Source organism: Novosphingobium sp. Fuku2-ISO-50 (assembly GCF_001519055.1).
Lineage (GTDB): Bacteria > Pseudomonadota > Alphaproteobacteria > Sphingomonadales > Sphingomonadaceae > Novosphingobium.
The window spans coordinates 147,544-163,907 of record NZ_KQ954293.1 but is presented as its reverse complement, the minus strand read 5'-3'; the positions used below and the strand labels follow the sequence as shown (position 1 = coordinate 163,907).

The window sequence follows — 16,364 nt, the reverse complement described above, 5'->3', positions numbered from 1 at the left end:
AGTCATACCAAGGTGCGTGTCGTCAGGCACCTGTCCTGGCGAGGTCCAGCGCTGCCTGTGCAATGCGCAGATCCTGTTCGGCGCTGCCCCCGCTCACGCCGAGGCCTCCGATCAGTGCGCCGTCCTGAACGATGGGAACCCCGCCGCCCAGAATGGTGAAACGCGGTGCCTTGAGCAGACCATGCAGCAGCGCGGGTTCATCCTTTATCCGGTCATGCCATTCATGCGTCGGAACGCCGAACGAGGCCGCCGTATAGGCCTTGTCCTGCGCAATATCGATGCTGATCAGCGGCGCACGGTCCATGCGGCACAGTCCCTTGATCACACCGGCTTCGTCGGTGACCGCGATGACCACGGCAATGCCAAGGGCGGTCGCTGCCTGTTCGGCATGGGTGAGGATACGTGTGGCAGCTGCGGATCGGATCGACAGTTTGGTCAGGGCTAGCGACATGGCGATGGCTCGGTCAAAAGAGAGTGTCCCGGGCAGGGGCCGCGAGGGCCGCCCCTGCCCGGAGGGTCTCTATCAGGTCACGACTTCGAGGAAAGCCGGATTGAGCTGGCGGTCATGATAATAGACCGCCGCGCCGACTTCTTCCCATGTCCAGGTCAGCGGATCCCAGTCGGGATAGGTCTGATAGCCGCCGGCGAAAGTCTCGAAGCGGTTGCCCGACGGGTCGAAGGCATAGATCGTGGTGCCGCGCGTCACGCCGTGACGGGTCGGCCCCATGTCGATCGAAATCCGGTTCATCGACATGATGTCGGCGGCGCGGAGCACCTTTTCCCAGCTTTCCAGCAGGAACGAGACGTGGTGGAGCTTGTTGGGCTCGGGATGGCGGACAAAGGCGATGTCATGCGCCTTGTTGGAACACGCCAGCCAGATCGCGAGCTGGGTCTTGCCGTCTTCGAGCAGGATCTGTTCGGTCAGGTAAAAGCCGAGCACGTTGACGAAGAAATCCTGAACCTTTTCGATGTCGGGGCCATAGAGCAGCCCGTGGTCGAACCGGATCGGCGCAATGCCGCGCTCGCTTTCCGGGTTCCACGGCGGCGGGTTGTCGACCATCTGCGGCGAATTGGCCTTGCCCTTTTCCGCATAGAGCTCGATCGCGTGGCCAGAGGCGATTTCAAAGCGGACGCGTTCGCCGGTCTGGAGCAGGTCGCCAGCCGGAATGCGCTCGGTAGGATAGCCATAGGCGCGCACATCGGCTTCGAGCTTGTCGAGCGTGGCGGGCGAATCCACCTTGAAGCCAAAGAAGTCGATCCCGGCCTGGTCCGCTTCGCGCAGGATGATGCTGTTGTGGTCGCGTTCGTCCCATGCGCGGTAATAGACCCGGCCATAGGAATCGCGCCCGGTTTCGATCAGGCCGAGCACTTCGCCATAGAAATGCATCGCTTCCTTCATGTCCAGCACCCGGACGGCCGCGTGGCCAGGGCGCAATACGCCAGTCATGCCCATATCACTCTCCTGTCAGTTTTCTGTCTTGTTCCGGTCGCGCAAAGGCGCGGCCCATCTTGCCGATCACGGTTACGCACAGGTCGCTGGTCGGGATGATCCGGCAGGCGAGCGCATAGCCTGCGCTTTCTTCCTCGATCGCGACATGCGCGCGGCTCATGACCCGACGTTCGCAACTGCCTTCCAGAACGCGCACTTTGCACACGCCGCAGCCACCATTGCGACAACCGACCGGAATGCCCTTGCGCCCGAGCCGCTCCATCGCCTGAAGCAGCGTGAGGCGGTCGTTGCAGGCGAGCGTTTCGCCGGTTTCGACAAAGCGGACGGTGTGCGTTGCCATGCGCTGCCCCCTTCAGAATTTCTTGAAAAAGGGCGAGCGCACTTGTTGCGCGTCGGCGGCGGAAATGAATTTTTCGACGAAGATGTCGCGTTCGAACAGACGGCCCTGCATCAGGGTCGAGATGCAGGCGTCGATCATCATCGGCGGGCCGCAGAGATAGGCGGTATGGCCCCGGAAATCGTTGTCGAAATGGGCCCGTGCCGCGTCATGGACATACCCGCGCGCACTGGTCCAGTCGCTGCCTTCGGGTTCGTCGGACAGCGCGGGGACGTAGGTGAAATTCGCATGGGCCTTGGCCAGTGCGACAAATTCGTCGTGGTAATAGAGCTCGGCCCGGTTGCGCGCGCCATAGACCAGTGTGATCGGCTGCGTTTCGCCATGGGCAAGAAGGTCGAGTATCATCGAGCGCGGGCTCGACAGGCCTGATCCGCCCGCCAGAAACAGGAACGGCGTCTTGCGCGAGGTGCGCAGGAAAAACCGGCCATAGGGCCCGGCCACCGTGACACGATCGCCCACTGCCATTTGCTGGTGGATATAGCCGGTCGCGGCTCCCCCCGGAACGAGGCGGATATTGAGCTCGATCTCGTCGCCTGCCCCGGGCGGATTGGCCAGCGAGAACGGGCGGGTCAGCCGTTCGTGTCCGGGGATGTGCAGGTTGACGTATTGTCCCGACTGGAATGGCAGGGTTGCCCCGCCGTCGAGCTTGACGAAGACCGCCTTGATCGTCGGGGTCAGGGTTTCGATCCGGCTGACCGTGCCGGGGAAATCCTCGACCGGGATATTGCGCGCATCGGGCTCTTCGTCGATGTCCGCCTCGATCGTCACATCGCTTTGCGGTATCGCGCAACAGGCGAGCGTCTTGCCCTCTTCCCGCTCGAAATCCATCAGGGCAAAAGTCGAGGCTTCGCCGTGTTCGACTTCACCGTCGAGGACTTGCACCTTGCACGTGGCGCACAGGCCGTGGCCGCAGGCATGGGGCAGATAGATCCCGTGGCGCAGGCTGGCATCGAGGATGGTCTGGCCATCCTCGACGGTGATCGTCTGCCCCAACGGTTCGATGGTCAGTTCATAGCTCATGGTTCAGCTGCCCGAACCCTTGATGCCGCAGAGCCCCGGCGTGCGGAAGCGCAGGCAGTCCTTGTGACCAAGGCCGTTTTCGGCCAGGCTCTTGTTGACATCGGGCGCCCACGGCTTGCCCGACTTGAGCCATTCGACTTTGCTCCAGTCGATCAGGGCAAAGTCGGGATGGGCGCCGAACGAGGCGGGGAAGATCCCTTCGATCAGGTCGCCAAAGCGCATTGCCGGAGGCAGCGCCCAGGCAAACGGGGCGCAGAACATGAGATGCTGGTCCCAACCCACGAAGAGCATGATATTGCCGTGGAACTTGTCAACGCTGTCGGCAACGCGCAGCGGATAGTCCTTGATTGCCTTGACGGGCATGATTTTGTCCCCCTCGCTCAGTTCTGCGTGCTGGTCTGGCGCCAGGCGCGGAAATTGGCTTCGTCCTCGCTGCCGACATAATCCATGTTGTCGCGACCGTTTTGCAGGTTGTAATACCGCAGAACTTCCTCGATCGGATTGAAGTCCGGCTTGGTCGGATCGGCATCGGGCATGAAACAATTGCCCTGATAGATCTGTTGTACCGGCAGCCAGGCCTGCACATACTTTTCCGGTTCATCGTCAAAGATGTTCTTACAGTGATCCGAACAGAAGTGGTACTTGTCGCCCTCAAATTCGGATTCGCGATAGCAGATCTGGGTCGGATCGGTCGGCTCGGTAAAGATCATCGGAATCTGGCACACCTGGCACAGCTGCGGCAGGGTGGTGTTGTAGAACCGGCGACCTTCTGCGGCTTCCTTGGCCCAATGTTCAAAGCGGGGGCGATAATACTGGTCGAACGTGTCCGGATATTTCGCCGACAGCCAGTCCATTTCCTCGCTCGACGGCAGCCAGCCGTGGAAATTGGAGACGGCGGAATATTGATAGAACGTCGCCCACGCCTGGTGCGAGATATGTTCCTTGTCGATCAGCGCCTGCTTGGCGCAATCGGGCATCTTGATGCCGTACCGTGCCAGATCGTTGAACAGGGCTGTGGCATTTTCTTCGAAATAGATTTCCCAGGCTTCTTTCCAGCTCATCACTTTCTTGGGAAGCATATAGTCCATCATCATGGCGACGAGTGTCAGGACGCGGATTCCGCGCCACGTCCACTTGTCGATCCACTTTTGAACGATCGGGATATTGTCGGGATCCTGCTCCAGCATGAAGCGGATGCATTCGAGGCCGAGCGTCATGTGGCGCGCTTCGTCGGACTGGGCCGAAAAGCCGAACGTCATCGCGCCCATGTCGCCGTTATAGGCTGCGCCGGAAACAAACGGCACGAACAGCAGGTTCGTCAAAACGTATTCAAAGCTGAATCCGATGGCGACCATGAATTCGAACGGGCCGGACGTATAGGCATCGTCAAAAAACGATCGCGGCACCGACATGTACCACACCTTCTGGAGCATTTCCGGGAAGGAGTGAAAACCGTTGTAGTAGCGGTTGTAGTTCGACATCGAGTGGATCTGGGTCTGTGCGTGCCGCATTTCGTCGAGCGACTGCATCTGGCAGGCCACACGCGGCCCCACGCCGGGGAACTGGCGTCCGACATGGGCAAAGCCGCGGTGCGCCATATATTCGAGCGGAGAAATGCCGTTGAGAAACAGCTTCAGCGTGTTGACGTAGCGCGCGTCGGTGATGCCGAGGTGGCCGTTGTTCTGATTGAACGCGTCAAGGATCGCGTAAAGCTTGCGCTCTTTTTCCGCCTGGTATTTCCAGTAGGCGTCCATGGTCAGGCGGAACGGGTCTTCCCACTTGTCCCAGTCGTGGATCTTGATGCCTTCGAATTTGGCATAGGGAAACACTTTGTCCATCGGCTGATAGGTGGTTTCCCAGTCAAGGCCGCGCGTCATCAACGCGTATTTTTCCTTGATGCCGAGCTTTTTCTTGGTGGTGGTGGGCATGTCCATGGTGGTGGTTCCTCGCAATGCGTCGGACGATCAGTTGTGCCAGGCGAGCGTGAAGGCGTCGTCGGTCTCGTCGATGTTGCCGGTCAGGGTGATCAGGTAGAGCTGCAGTTCCTGCAGGTCGAAATCGCGCCCCATGTGTTCCTCGACGGTTTCGCGCCGAATGGTCAGGCTGCCGGGGCGGATCACGCGGACCATGGCGGGCTGTTCGTCTACCGTTGTGCCGGGATTGTCGGCCAGGATGGCCTCGACGATCGCCCGGCTTTCGTCACTGGTCTGAAAGGCGATGAAAACATTGTCGGCCATGGGATTCAGCCCTTCGCGCTGACGGTGATGCCAAGCTTGGCAAGGCGGGCGGAAAACTGTTCGACCAACTGGTCGACCACGCCGGCGGTTTCGGCGCCGAAGATGATCCCGGCGGGGCCTTCGACCGCAGCACGGGCGAGCGGCAGGTATTGGGCGATCCAGCCTTCGATCCGGGCTTTGTTCGCCTCGGATTCGGCTGCAGCGAGCTTGACCACGGCATTGGTCCAGCGACTGCTTTCGCCAAACCATTCGGCCTCGAACCGGGTCAGCATGGTGACCACCGCGCCCGCGCCCATACCGGCAAGACGGGTGTCGATTTCGCCATAGAACAGCGGGAACAGCAGGCCATCGAGCACCACGGCATGGGCGATGAACAGTTCGAACCAGTCGCTGAGCACGAAGCAGTCTTCGACGTATTTGCGCAGGCCCTGCCACTCGGCGCCCTCGATCCAGGCCGCCTTGGCCTCGTCGAGCGCGGCCTCGTTGCCCAGCGTCAGCCCGACGCGGGTCAGGTACTGCGCCATGCCGAGGTGATCCATGGCATGATAGAGCGCGGGCGATGTGAACGCCGTGCCAAAGCCATAGGCGGCCATGAACATGCAATTGGTATTGCCGCCCCATTCGAGATGGCGCAGCGGGACATAGAGCCTGAGCGCAAGTTCGCGCACGGCCGGCGGAATGGCGGCGGCCAGATCGCGATCCTCGACGAGGGCAAAGTCGGCCTCGGCGGCTTCCTGCATGCGGGCGCGGGCCAGGGTGTACGAGCCGTAATAGAACTGGCGCGGATCGAGCAGCTTGTACCAGTCGGCCATGACGATGGCGGTGCGGCTGGCGTCAAAGATCTCGTATTCCGGGGCCCAGAGCGGGCGATAGTGGAAATTGATCGTCGCCTGGAGGTCGTAAATGCCCTCCTGATAGCGTGACGCAGGCTTGTCGCCGCCGATCCGTCGCGCGACGTGGGTAAAGGTCTGGCGCAGCGGCTTTACGGTGACGGTGCGAAGATCGAGTTGCATCAGATGCTCCTGCGGGGAAGGTCGGATGAAGGGGTAACGGTGGATTTCTGACCGGCTGCGGCGCGGGTCGCATCGCTGAGCCGCCAGAGAAAATCGCTGTGATCGGCGGACGGGTCGGCCTCGAGGAGGGTGACGGCCTGTTCCTTGCAAAAGGCTGCAAAGGCATCGCGCGGCAGCAGCATTTCGACATAGATTTCGGGTTCGCCGATCGCGAAGTCGAACGCGACAAAGCCGTCGGGTCGCACTTCGGTGACACGGACGAATTTGGCATTGGCATCGATGCCCGTGCCCGTGCCTGTGCCCGTGCCCGCATCCGGCGCCGGGCAGTCCTGCTGCGCCATCGCATCCTCCAGATATTGTTCTTGTTGACCTGGATGATCGACCGATTCGCGGCTGCGTTCAAAAGTAAATTGCGCGACTGGCGAGAAAGTGCAAAAATCTCGAGAAATAGGCATTTAAGCGGGCGATGCGGGCGCTTGGAGCGAGGCTTGATCCGCACGTGATTTATGGTTTGATCATTTTTTGAAGCAGGCACCTCATCAAATCATAAGGGTGCCGCAGGAGGGACAGGATGGCCAAGGTGCCGACACCGCAACGCGAGGCGAAGACCGCCGGGGCGTGTCAGGATCGCGTCGAGCCCGATCGCCACCGCGACAGCGGCGACTGGTTCGGGGTCGATGTCGAACAATTGTCCGCGCGGCTGCGCTTTCATCCCGACGATGCGCATATCTGGCTCGAAAGCGAACGCATGGTGCTGTTGCACCTGACAGCCTTTTCCAGCCTGCGCCGCGAATTGATCGAGGCGACCGGGATCGAGACGGCGTGCAAGGTGCTCTATCGCGTCGGGCAGGTTTCCGGCACGCTCGATGCCGCGATCGCGCGCCGGGCCATGCCCCATGCCGGGCCGGTCGAGGCGTTCAAGGCGGGGCCCCGGCTTCACGCGATCGAAGGCATGGTGGTGCCCGAACAGGTCCGGCTGGAACTCGATGCCGAAACCGGCTTTCACATCGGGGAATGGATCTGGCGCCATTCCGCCGAAGCCGATGCGCATATCCAGGCCTTTGGCATTGGCGCGGAGCCCGCTTGCTGGACTCTGCTGGGCTATGCCAGCGCCTATTCCAGCGCGTTCATCGGGAATCCCACGCTTTATCGCGAAGTGGAATGCCGCGCGATGGGCGCGCCGCATTGCCGCATCGTCGGCAAACCGGCGGCGCTATGGGCCGAGGAGGGCGGCGCCGGCGATGTCGGGCTCGACTTGCACGGCGCGGCGCAAAGTCCGTTTCCGGGCTCGTTTCTGGGCGAACGGATCGGTGGCGCGGGCGAATGGTCGGGCAGCGCGGCGGGCGATGCGCTGATCGGCGAATCCCCGGCCTTTGCCGCGATGATGAGTACGGTACGCCGAATTGCCGACACGTCCGCGAACGTGCTGTTGCTGGGCGAGCCGGGCGCGGGCAAGAAGACCGTCGGGCGCGCGATCCATCGCTTGTCGCGTCGCGCATCGCGGCCCTTGCTGGTTGTCAATTGCGCGCGCCATGACGGCGATGATCTGGCGCTCGATCTGTTTGGCCGCGAACGCAGCGGCGACGAACCGGCGCGGCCGGGCAAGCTCGAACGGTTGAACGGCGGCACCTTGCTGCTCGAGGACGTGCAGACGATCACGCCGCGTTTTCAGGCCAAGCTGATGCAACTGCTGGTCGACCGTCAGGTCGAGCGGCTGGGTGGGGGGCAGCCGCGCGCGATCGATATCCGGGTGATCGCCTGCGCGAACGACGAGCTGGCACGCGCGGTCCGTGATGGCCGGTTTCGTCAGGATCTCTATTACAAGCTGGGCGTCTGTTCGGTGGCTGTCCCGCCGCTGCGTGACCGGCGCGGCGATTTGCCCGCGCTGATCCGCCATTTTGCGGGCCTCCACGCGGCGCACTACGGCAAGACCCTGGGCGGGCTGACAATGGATGCGGCGGGATACCTGCTCAGCCACGATTTTCCCGGCAATATTGCCGAATTGGAAGCGATGATGGAGCGCGCGGTGATCATGGCCAGCGATGACGGAATGATCCGCACCCATCACTTGTTGTCGGTCGCCGATTTGCACCAGCCCTCGTTTTTCCGCGTTTCGGACGCGGGCGGGCTGGTCCATTCGGATCAGCCGGACACCGCCGGGGACATGGCGGTGCAGACCGAGCGGATGTTGCGCGGGCAATTCAATCTTGAGGCGTTCGAGGCGGATCTCATTCAGCGCGCGGTCGCCCAGGCGCAAGGCAATCTGGCGCAGGCGGCGCGGATGCTCGGGATCACCCGGCCGCAACTGGCCTACCGCTATGCGCGGCTGAGGGGGGAACACGCGGATTGAACCGCGCGCGGCGGCTCAACTGTCGTTCGAACTGACCACTGCGGTTTCGACCGACAAGATCACGTCGAGCGTGGCGCGGATGTGCTGTTCGATCAGGGCGCCGACGGTTACCTCGTCGCGCGCCATCGCGGCTTCGAAAATGGCCACGTGCTCGGCATGGACATCGCGCTCGGGCGGGGCGTTGTTGAGCGCGATGCGGCGATAGCGTTCGGACTGGCGATAGAGAATGGTCAGGAAATAGCGCGTCCAGGGGGAATCAAACCCCGCGACCAGCGCTTCATGGAACTTCTTGTTGCACTCTTCCCAGTAATCGTCGTTCTGGCGATAGGCGCGCCGTTCTTCGGCGAGAGACAGGCGATGGAATGCGCCGGACAGATTGACTTCCCATTCGTCATCGCCCTGGCGCACCGCCATGCGCACCGCATGGGCTTCGAGCGTGGCGCGCGTCTCGGTGATGTCGGTAAAATCGGCGATCGACACCGGCGCGACGATAAAGCCGCGCTGTTCGCGCGATATGACCAGCGCATCGGCCACCAGCAGGGCAAGCGCCTCGCGCATGGTGGCGCCGCTGACATTGTACAGCCCTTTGAGATGTTCGGCACGGAGCCGTTTGCCCGGTTTCAGTTCGCCGTAAATGATGTCCGAGCGCAGGCGCTGATAAACGTCCTGTACCAATGTGCGCGGGGCAGTTTCGGGCGAAGGGGCGACATCAAGCCGTCGCTCGCGGGTGGTCGGCATAACGTTTCCATGCGCAGCAACAGGGGCGCCCGTCAACGGGAATTTGCGGGCTTTGTATAAAATCTCGAGATTTTGTCTTGCAAACGGGATTTATGGAGATAATCAAGAATCCGAAAACACGTCGCGCCGTTCGCCCGCGGCTGATTCGAGCGGGATCGCCCAGGTTCCGCGAGATTGCTCGATCATGTGCGAAGGATTCCATGACATGGGTCAGATTGTGAAACTCGACGACGTTCGCACGGCAAGCCTCTTGCCCAACTATGTCGCGGGCCAATGGGTCACCACGGCGCAGCGGTTCGACAATATCGACCCCACCACCGGGGAAGTGATCGGCAGCGTCTGCGAAGCCGGTCGCGCCGAAGTCGATGCTGCGGTGATGGCCGCGCGAAAGGCGCTGTCGGGCCCATGGGGGCAGATGAAGGCGGCCGACCGGGTTGCCATGCTCCATGCGATTGCCGATCGCATCACCGCGCGGTTTGCCGATTTCGTGGCCGCCGAAGTGCGCGACACGGGCATGCCGCTGCACTTTGCCGACCATGTCAACGTTCCGCGCGGTGCGGCCAATTTCAAGGTCTTTGCCGATCTGTTCGCCAATGTCCCGACCGAGACATTCCCGATGGATACGCCGGACGGCGGCACTGCGCTCAACTATGGCCTGCGCGTGCCGCGCGGGGTGATCGCGGTCATTTCGCCGTGGAACCTTCCTCTGCTGCTGACGACGTGGAAGCTGGGCCCGGCGCTTGCCTGTGGCAACACCGTGGTGCTCAAGCCGTCGGAGGAAACGCCTTCGAGCGCCAATCTGCTCGCCGAAGTCATGGCCGAAGTCGGTGTGCCGGACGGCGTGTTCAACGTCATTCACGGCCACGGCGCCGATGCTGCCGGGCAATGGCTGACCGAACATCCCGAAGTCGACGGCATCACCTTTACCGGCGAGACTTCGACCGGAGAGGCGATCATGCGCGCTGCGGCCAAAGGCGTGCGTCCGGTTTCGTTCGAAATGGGCGGCAAGAACAGCGCAGTGGTCTTTGCCGATGCCGACATCGACGCGGCTGTGGCAGGCCTTGCCCGGTCGTGTTTTCAAAATACCGGTCAGGTCTGTCTCGGCACCGAACGGGTGTATGTCGAAAGAGCGGTGTTTGGCGAAGTCGTCGCGCGACTGGCGGCGGTGGCGCGTGCGCTCAAGCCCGGCCGTCCGGGCGAGGATGGCGCCGATTTCGGTCCGCTCAATTCGCGCACCCATCAGGAAAAGGTGCTCGGCTATTACCGGATTGCCCGCGACGAAGGCGCAACGGTGGTGACCGGCGGCGGTGTTCCCGCCATGCCCGACCATCTCAAAGGCGGCTGGTGGATCGAACCGACCGTATGGACCGGGCTGGGCGACGATGCCCGCGTGGTCAACGAGGAAATCTTTGGCCCCTGCTGCCACATCGCCCCATTCGACAGCATCGATGAAGTGATCGGGCGGGTCAATGCCACGCGCTACGGTCTGGCCGCGTCAGTATGGACGTCGAACTTGTCCACGGCGCATCGCATGGGGGCCGCGCTCGAGGTCGGCATCTGCTGGGTAAACAGCTGGTTTCTGCGTGATCTGCGCACCGCGTTCGGTGGTGCGAAGCAATCGGGCATCGGGCGCGAAGGCGGGGTGCACAGCCTCGAATTCTATACCGAACTGCGCAACGTGTGTGTGAGGCTGTGACGATGACTGCGCTTTCCCCCGATACGATTGCGGCGCTCGGCGATGCGCTGTTCGATGCCCTTGAATCGCGCACGCCCGTCGCGCCGCTGACGGATGCATACCCCGACATGGCGATCGAGGATGCCTATCGCATCCAGATGCGGATGATCGAACGGCGGCTGTCGCATCCGGGAGCCGCCCGTGCCGAACGCGTGATCGGCAAGAAGATCGGCGTGACCTCGCAGGCGGTGATGGACATGCTCGATGTCCGTCAACCCGATTTCGGTCATCTGCTCGCCTCGATGGCCCTGCCCGAAGGCGAGCCCTTGCCGATGGACCGCCTGATCGCGCCGCGCGCCGAAGGTGAAATCGCCTTTTTGCTGAAGGACGATCTGACCGGGCCGGGGGTGACGCCGGATCAGGTGATCGCCGCCACCGAATATGTCCTGCCGTGCTTCGAGATCGTCGATTCACGCATTCGCGACTGGAAAATCCGCATCCAGGATACCGTGGCGGACAACGCCTCGTGCGGGATGCTGGTGGTCGGGGCCGCGATTGCCGACCCGCGCTCGCTCGATCTCGGCCTTGTCGGCATGACCATCATGCGCAACGGCGAAATCGTGGGCACCGGTGCGGGCGCGGCGGCGCTCGGGCATCCGGCGGCGGCAGTGGCCTGGCTTGCCAATACGCTTGGCGCGCTCGGCATTCCGCTCAAGGCGGGCGAAATCATCCTGTCGGGCGCGCTGTCGGCGCTGGTGCCGCTGGCTCCGGGCGATGTCCTGTCGATGACCATCGGCGGCATCGGAAGTGTCAATCTTGTCTGTTCGGGAGCGCGCGCATGACCCTTTCCACATCCGATGTGGCGATGCTGGCCGAACGGCTTGACCGGGCGGCGCTCGAACGCCGCGCCATTGCCAAGATCACCAATGAATTCCCCGATATGGGCTGGGACGATGCCTATCGCATTCAGGACGCGCTCAGGGCGCGGATCGAGGCGCGCGGGGCCGATTGCCACCTGCTGTTCAAGGCGGGGCTGACATCGCGTGCAAAGATGGTGCAGATGGGGGTCAGCGAGCCGGTGTTCGGCTTTCTCAAGCCCGACGGGCAGGTGAGCAATGGCGACACAACGCCCGCCACGGCCTATATTCACCCGCGCGTCGAAGCCGAGATCGCGGTGCGGCTCAAGCGTCCGCTCAAGGGGCCGGGCTGCCATGTCGGCGATGTGCTGGCGGCGATCGACGAAGTCATGGTCGCGCTCGAGATCATCGACAGCCGTTACGAGAATTTCAATTTCGACCTCAAGAGCGTGATTGCCGACAACACCTCGGCGGCAGGCTGGGTGCTGGGCGAACCCGTGCGGTTTCGTCCGGGCATGGACCTGGCCCATTGCGGCATCGTCATGCGGATCAACGACGCGATTGTATCGACTGTCGCCGGCTCTGCGGTGCTGGGCCATCCGGCGGTGCCGGTGGCGATGCTGGCCAACCTTTTGGCGGCGCAGGATCGCGAAATTCCCGCCGGCGCGCTGATCCTGACCGGGGGCGCCTCGGCGGCGTGCGCGGTCAAGGCGGGCGACCGGGTCGATCTTGCCATTCAGGGCATGGGTGCCCTGTCGGTTCACTTCAGCTGATCGGGGAGAACAGCGATGCCGATCATTCAGGCCTGGCTGCTTGAAGGGCGCGATGCCGAAACCAAGGAAAAGTTCATCGCCGCGGTGACCGAAGCGGCGGTCACGTCGCTCAAGGCGCCGCGCGAGAGCGTGCGTGTGATCATTACCGAAATGCCCGGCACCCATTTTGGCATTGCCGGGGAAAGTTATGCCGCCAAGCGGCGTCGCGAGGCGGGAGACCCGTGATCAGATTGTAATCTGTAAAAAATCTATAAGGGGGAGTGATAAAGATGCGTTTTACAGGCACTTCGGTGCTTGCGATGGCGTGCGTCCTGTGCACGGCTGTCGTGAGCCAGACTTCGTATGCAGCCGAGGCAGGCAGCGCCAGACCTGAGGGGGCTGCGCAGGAAGGGGCCAAAGACACAGGCGGCCTGCAGGAAATCATCGTCACCGCGCAAAAGCGCGTGGAAAGCGCCCAGACCGTACCGATCGCGATCTCGGTGTTTTCGGGCAAGACCCTGTCCGAACGCGCGGTCGGCAATGTCAGCCAGCTTGCCTCGGTCGCACCCAATGTCAATTTTGACAACGGCGTCGCCTTTACCGGCACCACGGCCGTGCTCGCCGCGTCGATCCGCGGCATCGGGGCGAGCGATTTTGCCTTCAACATCGATCCGGGCGTTGGCGTCTATGTCGACGGGATCTATCTCGCGCGCTCGCTTGGTGCCAATCAGGATCTGCTCGACACCGGCCGTATCGAAGTGCTCAAGGGGCCGCAGGGCACGCTGTTCGGGCGCAATACCATTGGCGGCGCCGTCTCGATCGTCACGCGCGATCCCAGTTCGACGTTCCGCGTGGCCGGTGACATCACCAAGGGCCGTTTCGACAAGACCGAAGCGCGCGGCGCCATCGACATGCCGCTGACCGACAAGGTGACGTCGCTGGTCACGTTCGATGTGCGCAACAGCGACGGGTATTCGCAGCGTATCCCGTTCCCCAGCGCGCTGGTCAACAATTCGCCGTCCTATACCGCCTATCCGCAGACCGGCTATGACTCTCCATCGCGCGAAGGCGGCGGCAGCAATTCCTCGCTGCGCGGCAAGATCAGGTACGACGGCGGAAACTTGCGCCTGACGCTGAGCGCCGATTATCAGTATAACACCGAAACGGCGGCCTATTCGCTGCTTCAGGTGCTCAATGATCCGGCGGTGACCGGCAGCCCGAACTTTGCCTTTCTCTACAACACGTGCCTTTCCGCGCCGACTGGTGCGCTGCAATCGCTCGGCCTGATGAATCTGTGCAGCACGTTTGGTACGCAGTATCCGTCTGTCCGGCGCGGCCAGACCACCCCGGTCAACATTGTCGTCAACACGCCGGGTGCGAACACCGGTGCGGATCCGAGCAAGTACCAGTTGCTGTTCACCAACCAGTTCATTACCGGCAATCCCGATACGACCTATGCCAATGGCAACAATTTCTCCAACTTGTGGAATCTCGGGATCACGCTCAACGGCGAATACGACATCGCGTCGAACCTGATGCTGAAATCGATCACGGGCTATCGCTCCAGCCACTGGCGCAGCGGTCTCGACGGTGACGGATCGCCGCTCGATATCTTCCAGCTCAGCTTTTATCAGCATCAGGCGCAGTTCAGCCAGGAATTCCAGTTTGTCGGCAATGCGCTCGACAAGAAGCTGAACTACGTCGCCGGGCTCTATTTCTTCACCGAGCGCGGCTATCTGCTCGATCAGGTCAGCTTTGCCGGGGGGATGGACCAGATTGACGGACCCAACTGGTTCAAGACCACCAACTACGCCACTTTTGCCCAAGTCGACTATCGCCTGTCCGATTTCATCGGATTTACCCTCGGTGGGCGCTATACCCATGAAAACAAGGATTTCGAGGGTGGGCAGCAGGAAGTCAACGGGCTGTTCTACAAACTCGTCGGCTCGGTTGCCTTTGCCGGTACGCCGCTCGGCAATACCGCGCTGAGCAATGTCTGCGCCGATACAAGCGGCAATATCTATCCGGGCGCGGTCCTGATCGGCGGCCAGACCTGCCAGCAGGCACTGGGCTATCCCACCGCCAACAACAGCAATCCGTTGCGCATCTATCCGACGGGGATCAACACCAAGGTCTTCAACAACTTCTCGCCCAAGCTCGGCGTGCAGTTGCACCCCGCCGAACAGGTCATGCTCTACGGCTCGTTTTCGGCCGGGTACAAGACCGGGGGCTGGACCACACGCTATACGACGCCGCAAACGTCGGTTTCCGGGTTCAATCCGGAAAAGGCCGACACGTTCGAAATCGGCCTGAAATCGACTTTCCTTGGGCGCAAGCTGCAATTCAACGTGGCCGCGTTCGATACCAATTATCGCGGTATCCAGCTCAATTATCAGGTCGGTACGTCGCCGACGATCGCCAACGTGGGCAATGCGCGGATCAAGGGTGTCGAAGTCGAAGTCAACGCACGACCGACGCGCATTCTGACGCTCAATGCGTCGCTCGGCTATACCGACGCGCACTATACGTTCCTCGATCCGGCGGTGCAGGTGACCAGCGCACCGACCAGCTATGAAGCCGGTGCGACAGTCGGCGGTACGCTGCCCAAGACACCGCACTGGAAGACCAATCTCGGGCCGCGTTTCGATTTTCCGTTGGGCAATGGCGGCAAGATTTCAGCCCTTGCCGACTATACGTATACCTCGTCGATGCGGAACAATGTCGAAGGCACATTTGCCCTCGACCGTGCGGCCACCAATGTCGTCAATGCCAGCCTGATCTACACAGCGCCGGGCGAACGCTATACCGTGACCGTCGGCGGGACCAACATCACCAACGATCGCTATGTCACCTCCGGCTCGGCCATTCCGGCCTCGGGCGTGATTGCCGGGACGTATAGTCGGCCATCCGAATGGTACGCGCGGTTCGGGTTCAAGTTCTGACCCGGCCTGTCCCCCGGTCGCAGCGGCGGCCGGGGGCTTTTTGGTGCCGCCAGAGGAGCGTTCATCGATGACCAGTGCCGATCCTCCCCAAAGCCCCGAAACCGGGCCCGAAATCGGGCGCAGCGTCGTCACCGGGGCCTACGCGACCAATCTCCATGATCTGGGTGGTGGCGAAGGCTGCCCGTTGCTGCTGATCCATGGATCGGGGCCGGGGGTATCGGCCTGGGCCAACTGGCGCGGTGTCCTGCCGGTGCTGTCGGCCGGGCGGCGGGTCATCGCGCCCGACATGGCCGGGTTCGGATTCACCGAGCGCGTGCCCGGTGCCCGCTATGACCGGGCCCTGTGGCTGCGCCAGATTGCGGATGTGCTTGACCGGTTGGGGATCGAACGGGTCGATCTTGTCGGCAACAGTTTCGGCGGAGCGATCGCGCTGGCCTTTGCGATTGCCCATCCCGAGCGGGTACGGCGGCTGGTGCTGATGGGCAGTGTCGGCGTGTCGTTTCCGATCACGCCGGGGCTTGATGCGGTTTGGGGCTATCGCCCCTCGATCGAGGCGATGAAGGGGCTGCTCGACATCTTTGCCCACGATCGCGCGCTGGTGACCGACGAACTGGCCGAATTACGCTATCGCGCCAGTATCCAGCCCGGTTTTCAGGAGAGTTTTTCGGCGATGTTTCCGGCACCGCGCCAGCGCTGGGTCGATGCATTGGCCAGCGACGAGGCGGCGATTGCCGCGCTGCCGAACCGCGCCTTGGTGATCCATGGGCGCGATGACCGGGTGATCCCGGTCGAGGCGAGCATGCGGCTGCATCGCCTGTTGGCGCAGTCCGATCTGCACCTGTTTGCCCGCTGCGGACATTGGACCCAGGTCGAGCGGGCGGGGGAATTCTGCGCGCTGGTGGAGGCTTTTCTGGCCTCGGACTGACGTCTGTT

The 16,364-nt window shown here is 62.4% G+C and carries 17 protein-coding genes; 7 read left to right on the top strand and 10 right to left on the bottom strand.

Annotated features, from left to right (window positions below):
* Positions 1 to 22: 22 nt before the first annotated feature.
* The 9 genes from AQZ50_RS13005 to AQZ50_RS12965 form a co-directional block, all read right to left on the bottom strand.
* Positions 23 to 451: a GlcG/HbpS family heme-binding protein gene (locus AQZ50_RS13005; protein WP_067746886.1), complete on the bottom strand. Its 429-nt coding sequence runs from the start codon at positions 449 to 451 to the stop codon at positions 23 to 25.
* A 72-nt stretch (positions 452 to 523) separates the two neighbouring features.
* A complete protein-coding gene (locus AQZ50_RS13000) occupies positions 524 to 1,447 on the bottom strand; it encodes a catechol 2,3-dioxygenase (protein WP_231730275.1) in 924 nt (307 codons plus the stop codon).
* A 7-nt stretch (positions 1,448 to 1,454) separates the two neighbouring features.
* Positions 1,455 to 1,790, bottom strand: coding sequence for a 2Fe-2S iron-sulfur cluster binding domain-containing protein (locus AQZ50_RS12995; RefSeq protein ID WP_067746884.1), 336 nt, complete (start codon positions 1,788 to 1,790; stop codon positions 1,455 to 1,457).
* 12 nt (positions 1,791 to 1,802) lie between these two features.
* Positions 1,803 to 2,867 (bottom strand): NADH:ubiquinone reductase (Na(+)-transporting) subunit F, encoded by a 1,065-nt coding sequence (locus AQZ50_RS12990; RefSeq protein WP_067746883.1) that lies wholly within the window; start codon positions 2,865 to 2,867, stop codon positions 1,803 to 1,805.
* Between the two features lie 3 nt (positions 2,868 to 2,870).
* A complete protein-coding gene (locus AQZ50_RS12985) occupies positions 2,871 to 3,230 on the bottom strand; it encodes a phenol hydroxylase subunit P4 (RefSeq protein ID WP_067746882.1) in 360 nt (119 codons plus the stop codon).
* A gap of 17 nt (positions 3,231 to 3,247) precedes the next feature.
* Positions 3,248 to 4,801: an aromatic/alkene/methane monooxygenase hydroxylase/oxygenase subunit alpha gene (locus AQZ50_RS12980; RefSeq protein WP_067746881.1), complete on the bottom strand. Its 1,554-nt coding sequence runs from the start codon at positions 4,799 to 4,801 to the stop codon at positions 3,248 to 3,250.
* Positions 4,802 to 4,831: 30 nt separating this feature from the next.
* Positions 4,832 to 5,104, bottom strand: coding sequence for an MmoB/DmpM family protein (locus AQZ50_RS12975; protein WP_067746880.1), 273 nt, complete (start codon positions 5,102 to 5,104; stop codon positions 4,832 to 4,834).
* A gap of 5 nt (positions 5,105 to 5,109) precedes the next feature.
* Positions 5,110 to 6,117, bottom strand: coding sequence for an aromatic/alkene monooxygenase hydroxylase subunit beta (locus tag AQZ50_RS12970; protein ID WP_067746879.1), 1,008 nt, complete (start codon positions 6,115 to 6,117; stop codon positions 5,110 to 5,112).
* Positions 6,117 to 6,572 (bottom strand): phenol hydroxylase subunit, encoded by a 456-nt coding sequence (locus tag AQZ50_RS12965; RefSeq protein ID WP_231730274.1) that lies wholly within the window; start codon positions 6,570 to 6,572, stop codon positions 6,117 to 6,119. Before AQZ50_RS12965 ends, AQZ50_RS12970 begins: the two co-directional genes overlap by 1 nt.
* Positions 6,573 to 6,688: 116 nt before the next feature.
* On the opposite strand from AQZ50_RS12965, the gene AQZ50_RS12960 reads away from it, so the two are divergent.
* Positions 6,689 to 8,467, top strand: coding sequence for a sigma-54-dependent Fis family transcriptional regulator (locus tag AQZ50_RS12960; protein ID WP_067746878.1), 1,779 nt, complete (start codon positions 6,689 to 6,691; stop codon positions 8,465 to 8,467).
* Positions 8,468 to 8,482: 15 nt separating this feature from the next.
* On the opposite strand, the gene AQZ50_RS12955 is transcribed toward AQZ50_RS12960, so the two are convergent.
* Complete coding sequence (locus AQZ50_RS12955) at positions 8,483 to 9,205, bottom strand: FCD domain-containing protein (RefSeq protein WP_067746877.1); 723 nt, start codon at positions 9,203 to 9,205, stop codon at positions 8,483 to 8,485.
* A 205-nt stretch (positions 9,206 to 9,410) separates the two neighbouring features.
* Between AQZ50_RS12955 and AQZ50_RS12950 the strand changes: the two genes are divergently transcribed.
* From AQZ50_RS12950 to AQZ50_RS12925, 6 genes are all read left to right on the top strand, one after another.
* Positions 9,411 to 10,901 carry a 2-hydroxymuconic semialdehyde dehydrogenase gene (locus AQZ50_RS12950; RefSeq protein WP_067746876.1) on the top strand — a complete coding sequence of 497 codons (1,491 nt, stop codon included), beginning with the start codon at positions 9,411 to 9,413 and terminating at the stop codon, positions 10,899 to 10,901.
* Positions 10,902 to 10,903: 2 nt separating this feature from the next.
* On the top strand, positions 10,904 to 11,722 hold the full coding sequence (locus AQZ50_RS12945; RefSeq protein WP_067746926.1) for a fumarylacetoacetate hydrolase family protein: 819 nt from the start codon (positions 10,904 to 10,906) through the stop codon (positions 11,720 to 11,722).
* The gene (locus AQZ50_RS12940; protein WP_067746875.1) at positions 11,719 to 12,510 is read left to right on the top strand and encodes a fumarylacetoacetate hydrolase family protein; all 792 of its coding nucleotides are present in this window, start codon (positions 11,719 to 11,721) and stop codon (positions 12,508 to 12,510) included. The genes AQZ50_RS12945 and AQZ50_RS12940 overlap by 4 nt, the downstream gene beginning before the upstream one ends.
* A 15-nt stretch (positions 12,511 to 12,525) precedes the next feature.
* Positions 12,526 to 12,735, top strand: a complete 210-nt coding sequence (locus AQZ50_RS12935) for a 2-hydroxymuconate tautomerase family protein (RefSeq protein ID WP_067746874.1) — start codon at positions 12,526 to 12,528, stop codon at positions 12,733 to 12,735.
* Between the two features lie 44 nt (positions 12,736 to 12,779).
* Positions 12,780 to 15,431, top strand: a complete 2,652-nt coding sequence (locus AQZ50_RS21155) for a TonB-dependent receptor (RefSeq protein WP_304437931.1) — start codon at positions 12,780 to 12,782, stop codon at positions 15,429 to 15,431.
* Between the two features lie 67 nt (positions 15,432 to 15,498).
* Positions 15,499 to 16,356: an alpha/beta fold hydrolase gene (locus AQZ50_RS12925; protein ID WP_067746873.1), complete on the top strand. Its 858-nt coding sequence runs from the start codon at positions 15,499 to 15,501 to the stop codon at positions 16,354 to 16,356.
* Positions 16,357 to 16,364: the final 8 nt, after the last annotated feature.

Coding starts and splice junctions, on each gene's coding strand:
- AQZ50_RS13005 (WP_067746886.1), bottom strand. CDS start 451: ATGTCGCTAGCCCTGACCAAACTGTCGATCCGATCCGCAGCTGCCACA.
- AQZ50_RS13000 (WP_231730275.1), bottom strand. CDS start 1,447: ATGACTGGCGTATTGCGCCCTGGCCACGCGGCCGTCCGGGTGCTGGAC.
- AQZ50_RS12995 (WP_067746884.1), bottom strand. CDS start 1,790: ATGGCAACGCACACCGTCCGCTTTGTCGAAACCGGCGAAACGCTCGCC.
- AQZ50_RS12990 (WP_067746883.1), bottom strand. CDS start 2,867: ATGAGCTATGAACTGACCATCGAACCGTTGGGGCAGACGATCACCGTC.
- AQZ50_RS12985 (WP_067746882.1), bottom strand. CDS start 3,230: ATGCCCGTCAAGGCAATCAAGGACTATCCGCTGCGCGTTGCCGACAGC.
- AQZ50_RS12980 (WP_067746881.1), bottom strand. CDS start 4,801: ATGGACATGCCCACCACCACCAAGAAAAAGCTCGGCATCAAGGAAAAA.
- AQZ50_RS12975 (WP_067746880.1), bottom strand. CDS start 5,104: ATGGCCGACAATGTTTTCATCGCCTTTCAGACCAGTGACGAAAGCCGG.
- AQZ50_RS12970 (WP_067746879.1), bottom strand. CDS start 6,117: ATGCAACTCGATCTTCGCACCGTCACCGTAAAGCCGCTGCGCCAGACC.
- AQZ50_RS12965 (WP_231730274.1), bottom strand. CDS start 6,572: ATGCCTATTTCTCGAGATTTTTGCACTTTCTCGCCAGTCGCGCAATTT.
- AQZ50_RS12960 (WP_067746878.1), top strand. CDS start 6,689: ATGGCCAAGGTGCCGACACCGCAACGCGAGGCGAAGACCGCCGGGGCG.
- AQZ50_RS12955 (WP_067746877.1), bottom strand. CDS start 9,205: ATGCCGACCACCCGCGAGCGACGGCTTGATGTCGCCCCTTCGCCCGAA.
- AQZ50_RS12950 (WP_067746876.1), top strand. CDS start 9,411: ATGGGTCAGATTGTGAAACTCGACGACGTTCGCACGGCAAGCCTCTTG.
- AQZ50_RS12945 (WP_067746926.1), top strand. CDS start 10,904: ATGACTGCGCTTTCCCCCGATACGATTGCGGCGCTCGGCGATGCGCTG.
- AQZ50_RS12940 (WP_067746875.1), top strand. CDS start 11,719: ATGACCCTTTCCACATCCGATGTGGCGATGCTGGCCGAACGGCTTGAC.
- AQZ50_RS12935 (WP_067746874.1), top strand. CDS start 12,526: ATGCCGATCATTCAGGCCTGGCTGCTTGAAGGGCGCGATGCCGAAACC.
- AQZ50_RS21155 (WP_304437931.1), top strand. CDS start 12,780: ATGCGTTTTACAGGCACTTCGGTGCTTGCGATGGCGTGCGTCCTGTGC.
- AQZ50_RS12925 (WP_067746873.1), top strand. CDS start 15,499: ATGACCAGTGCCGATCCTCCCCAAAGCCCCGAAACCGGGCCCGAAATC.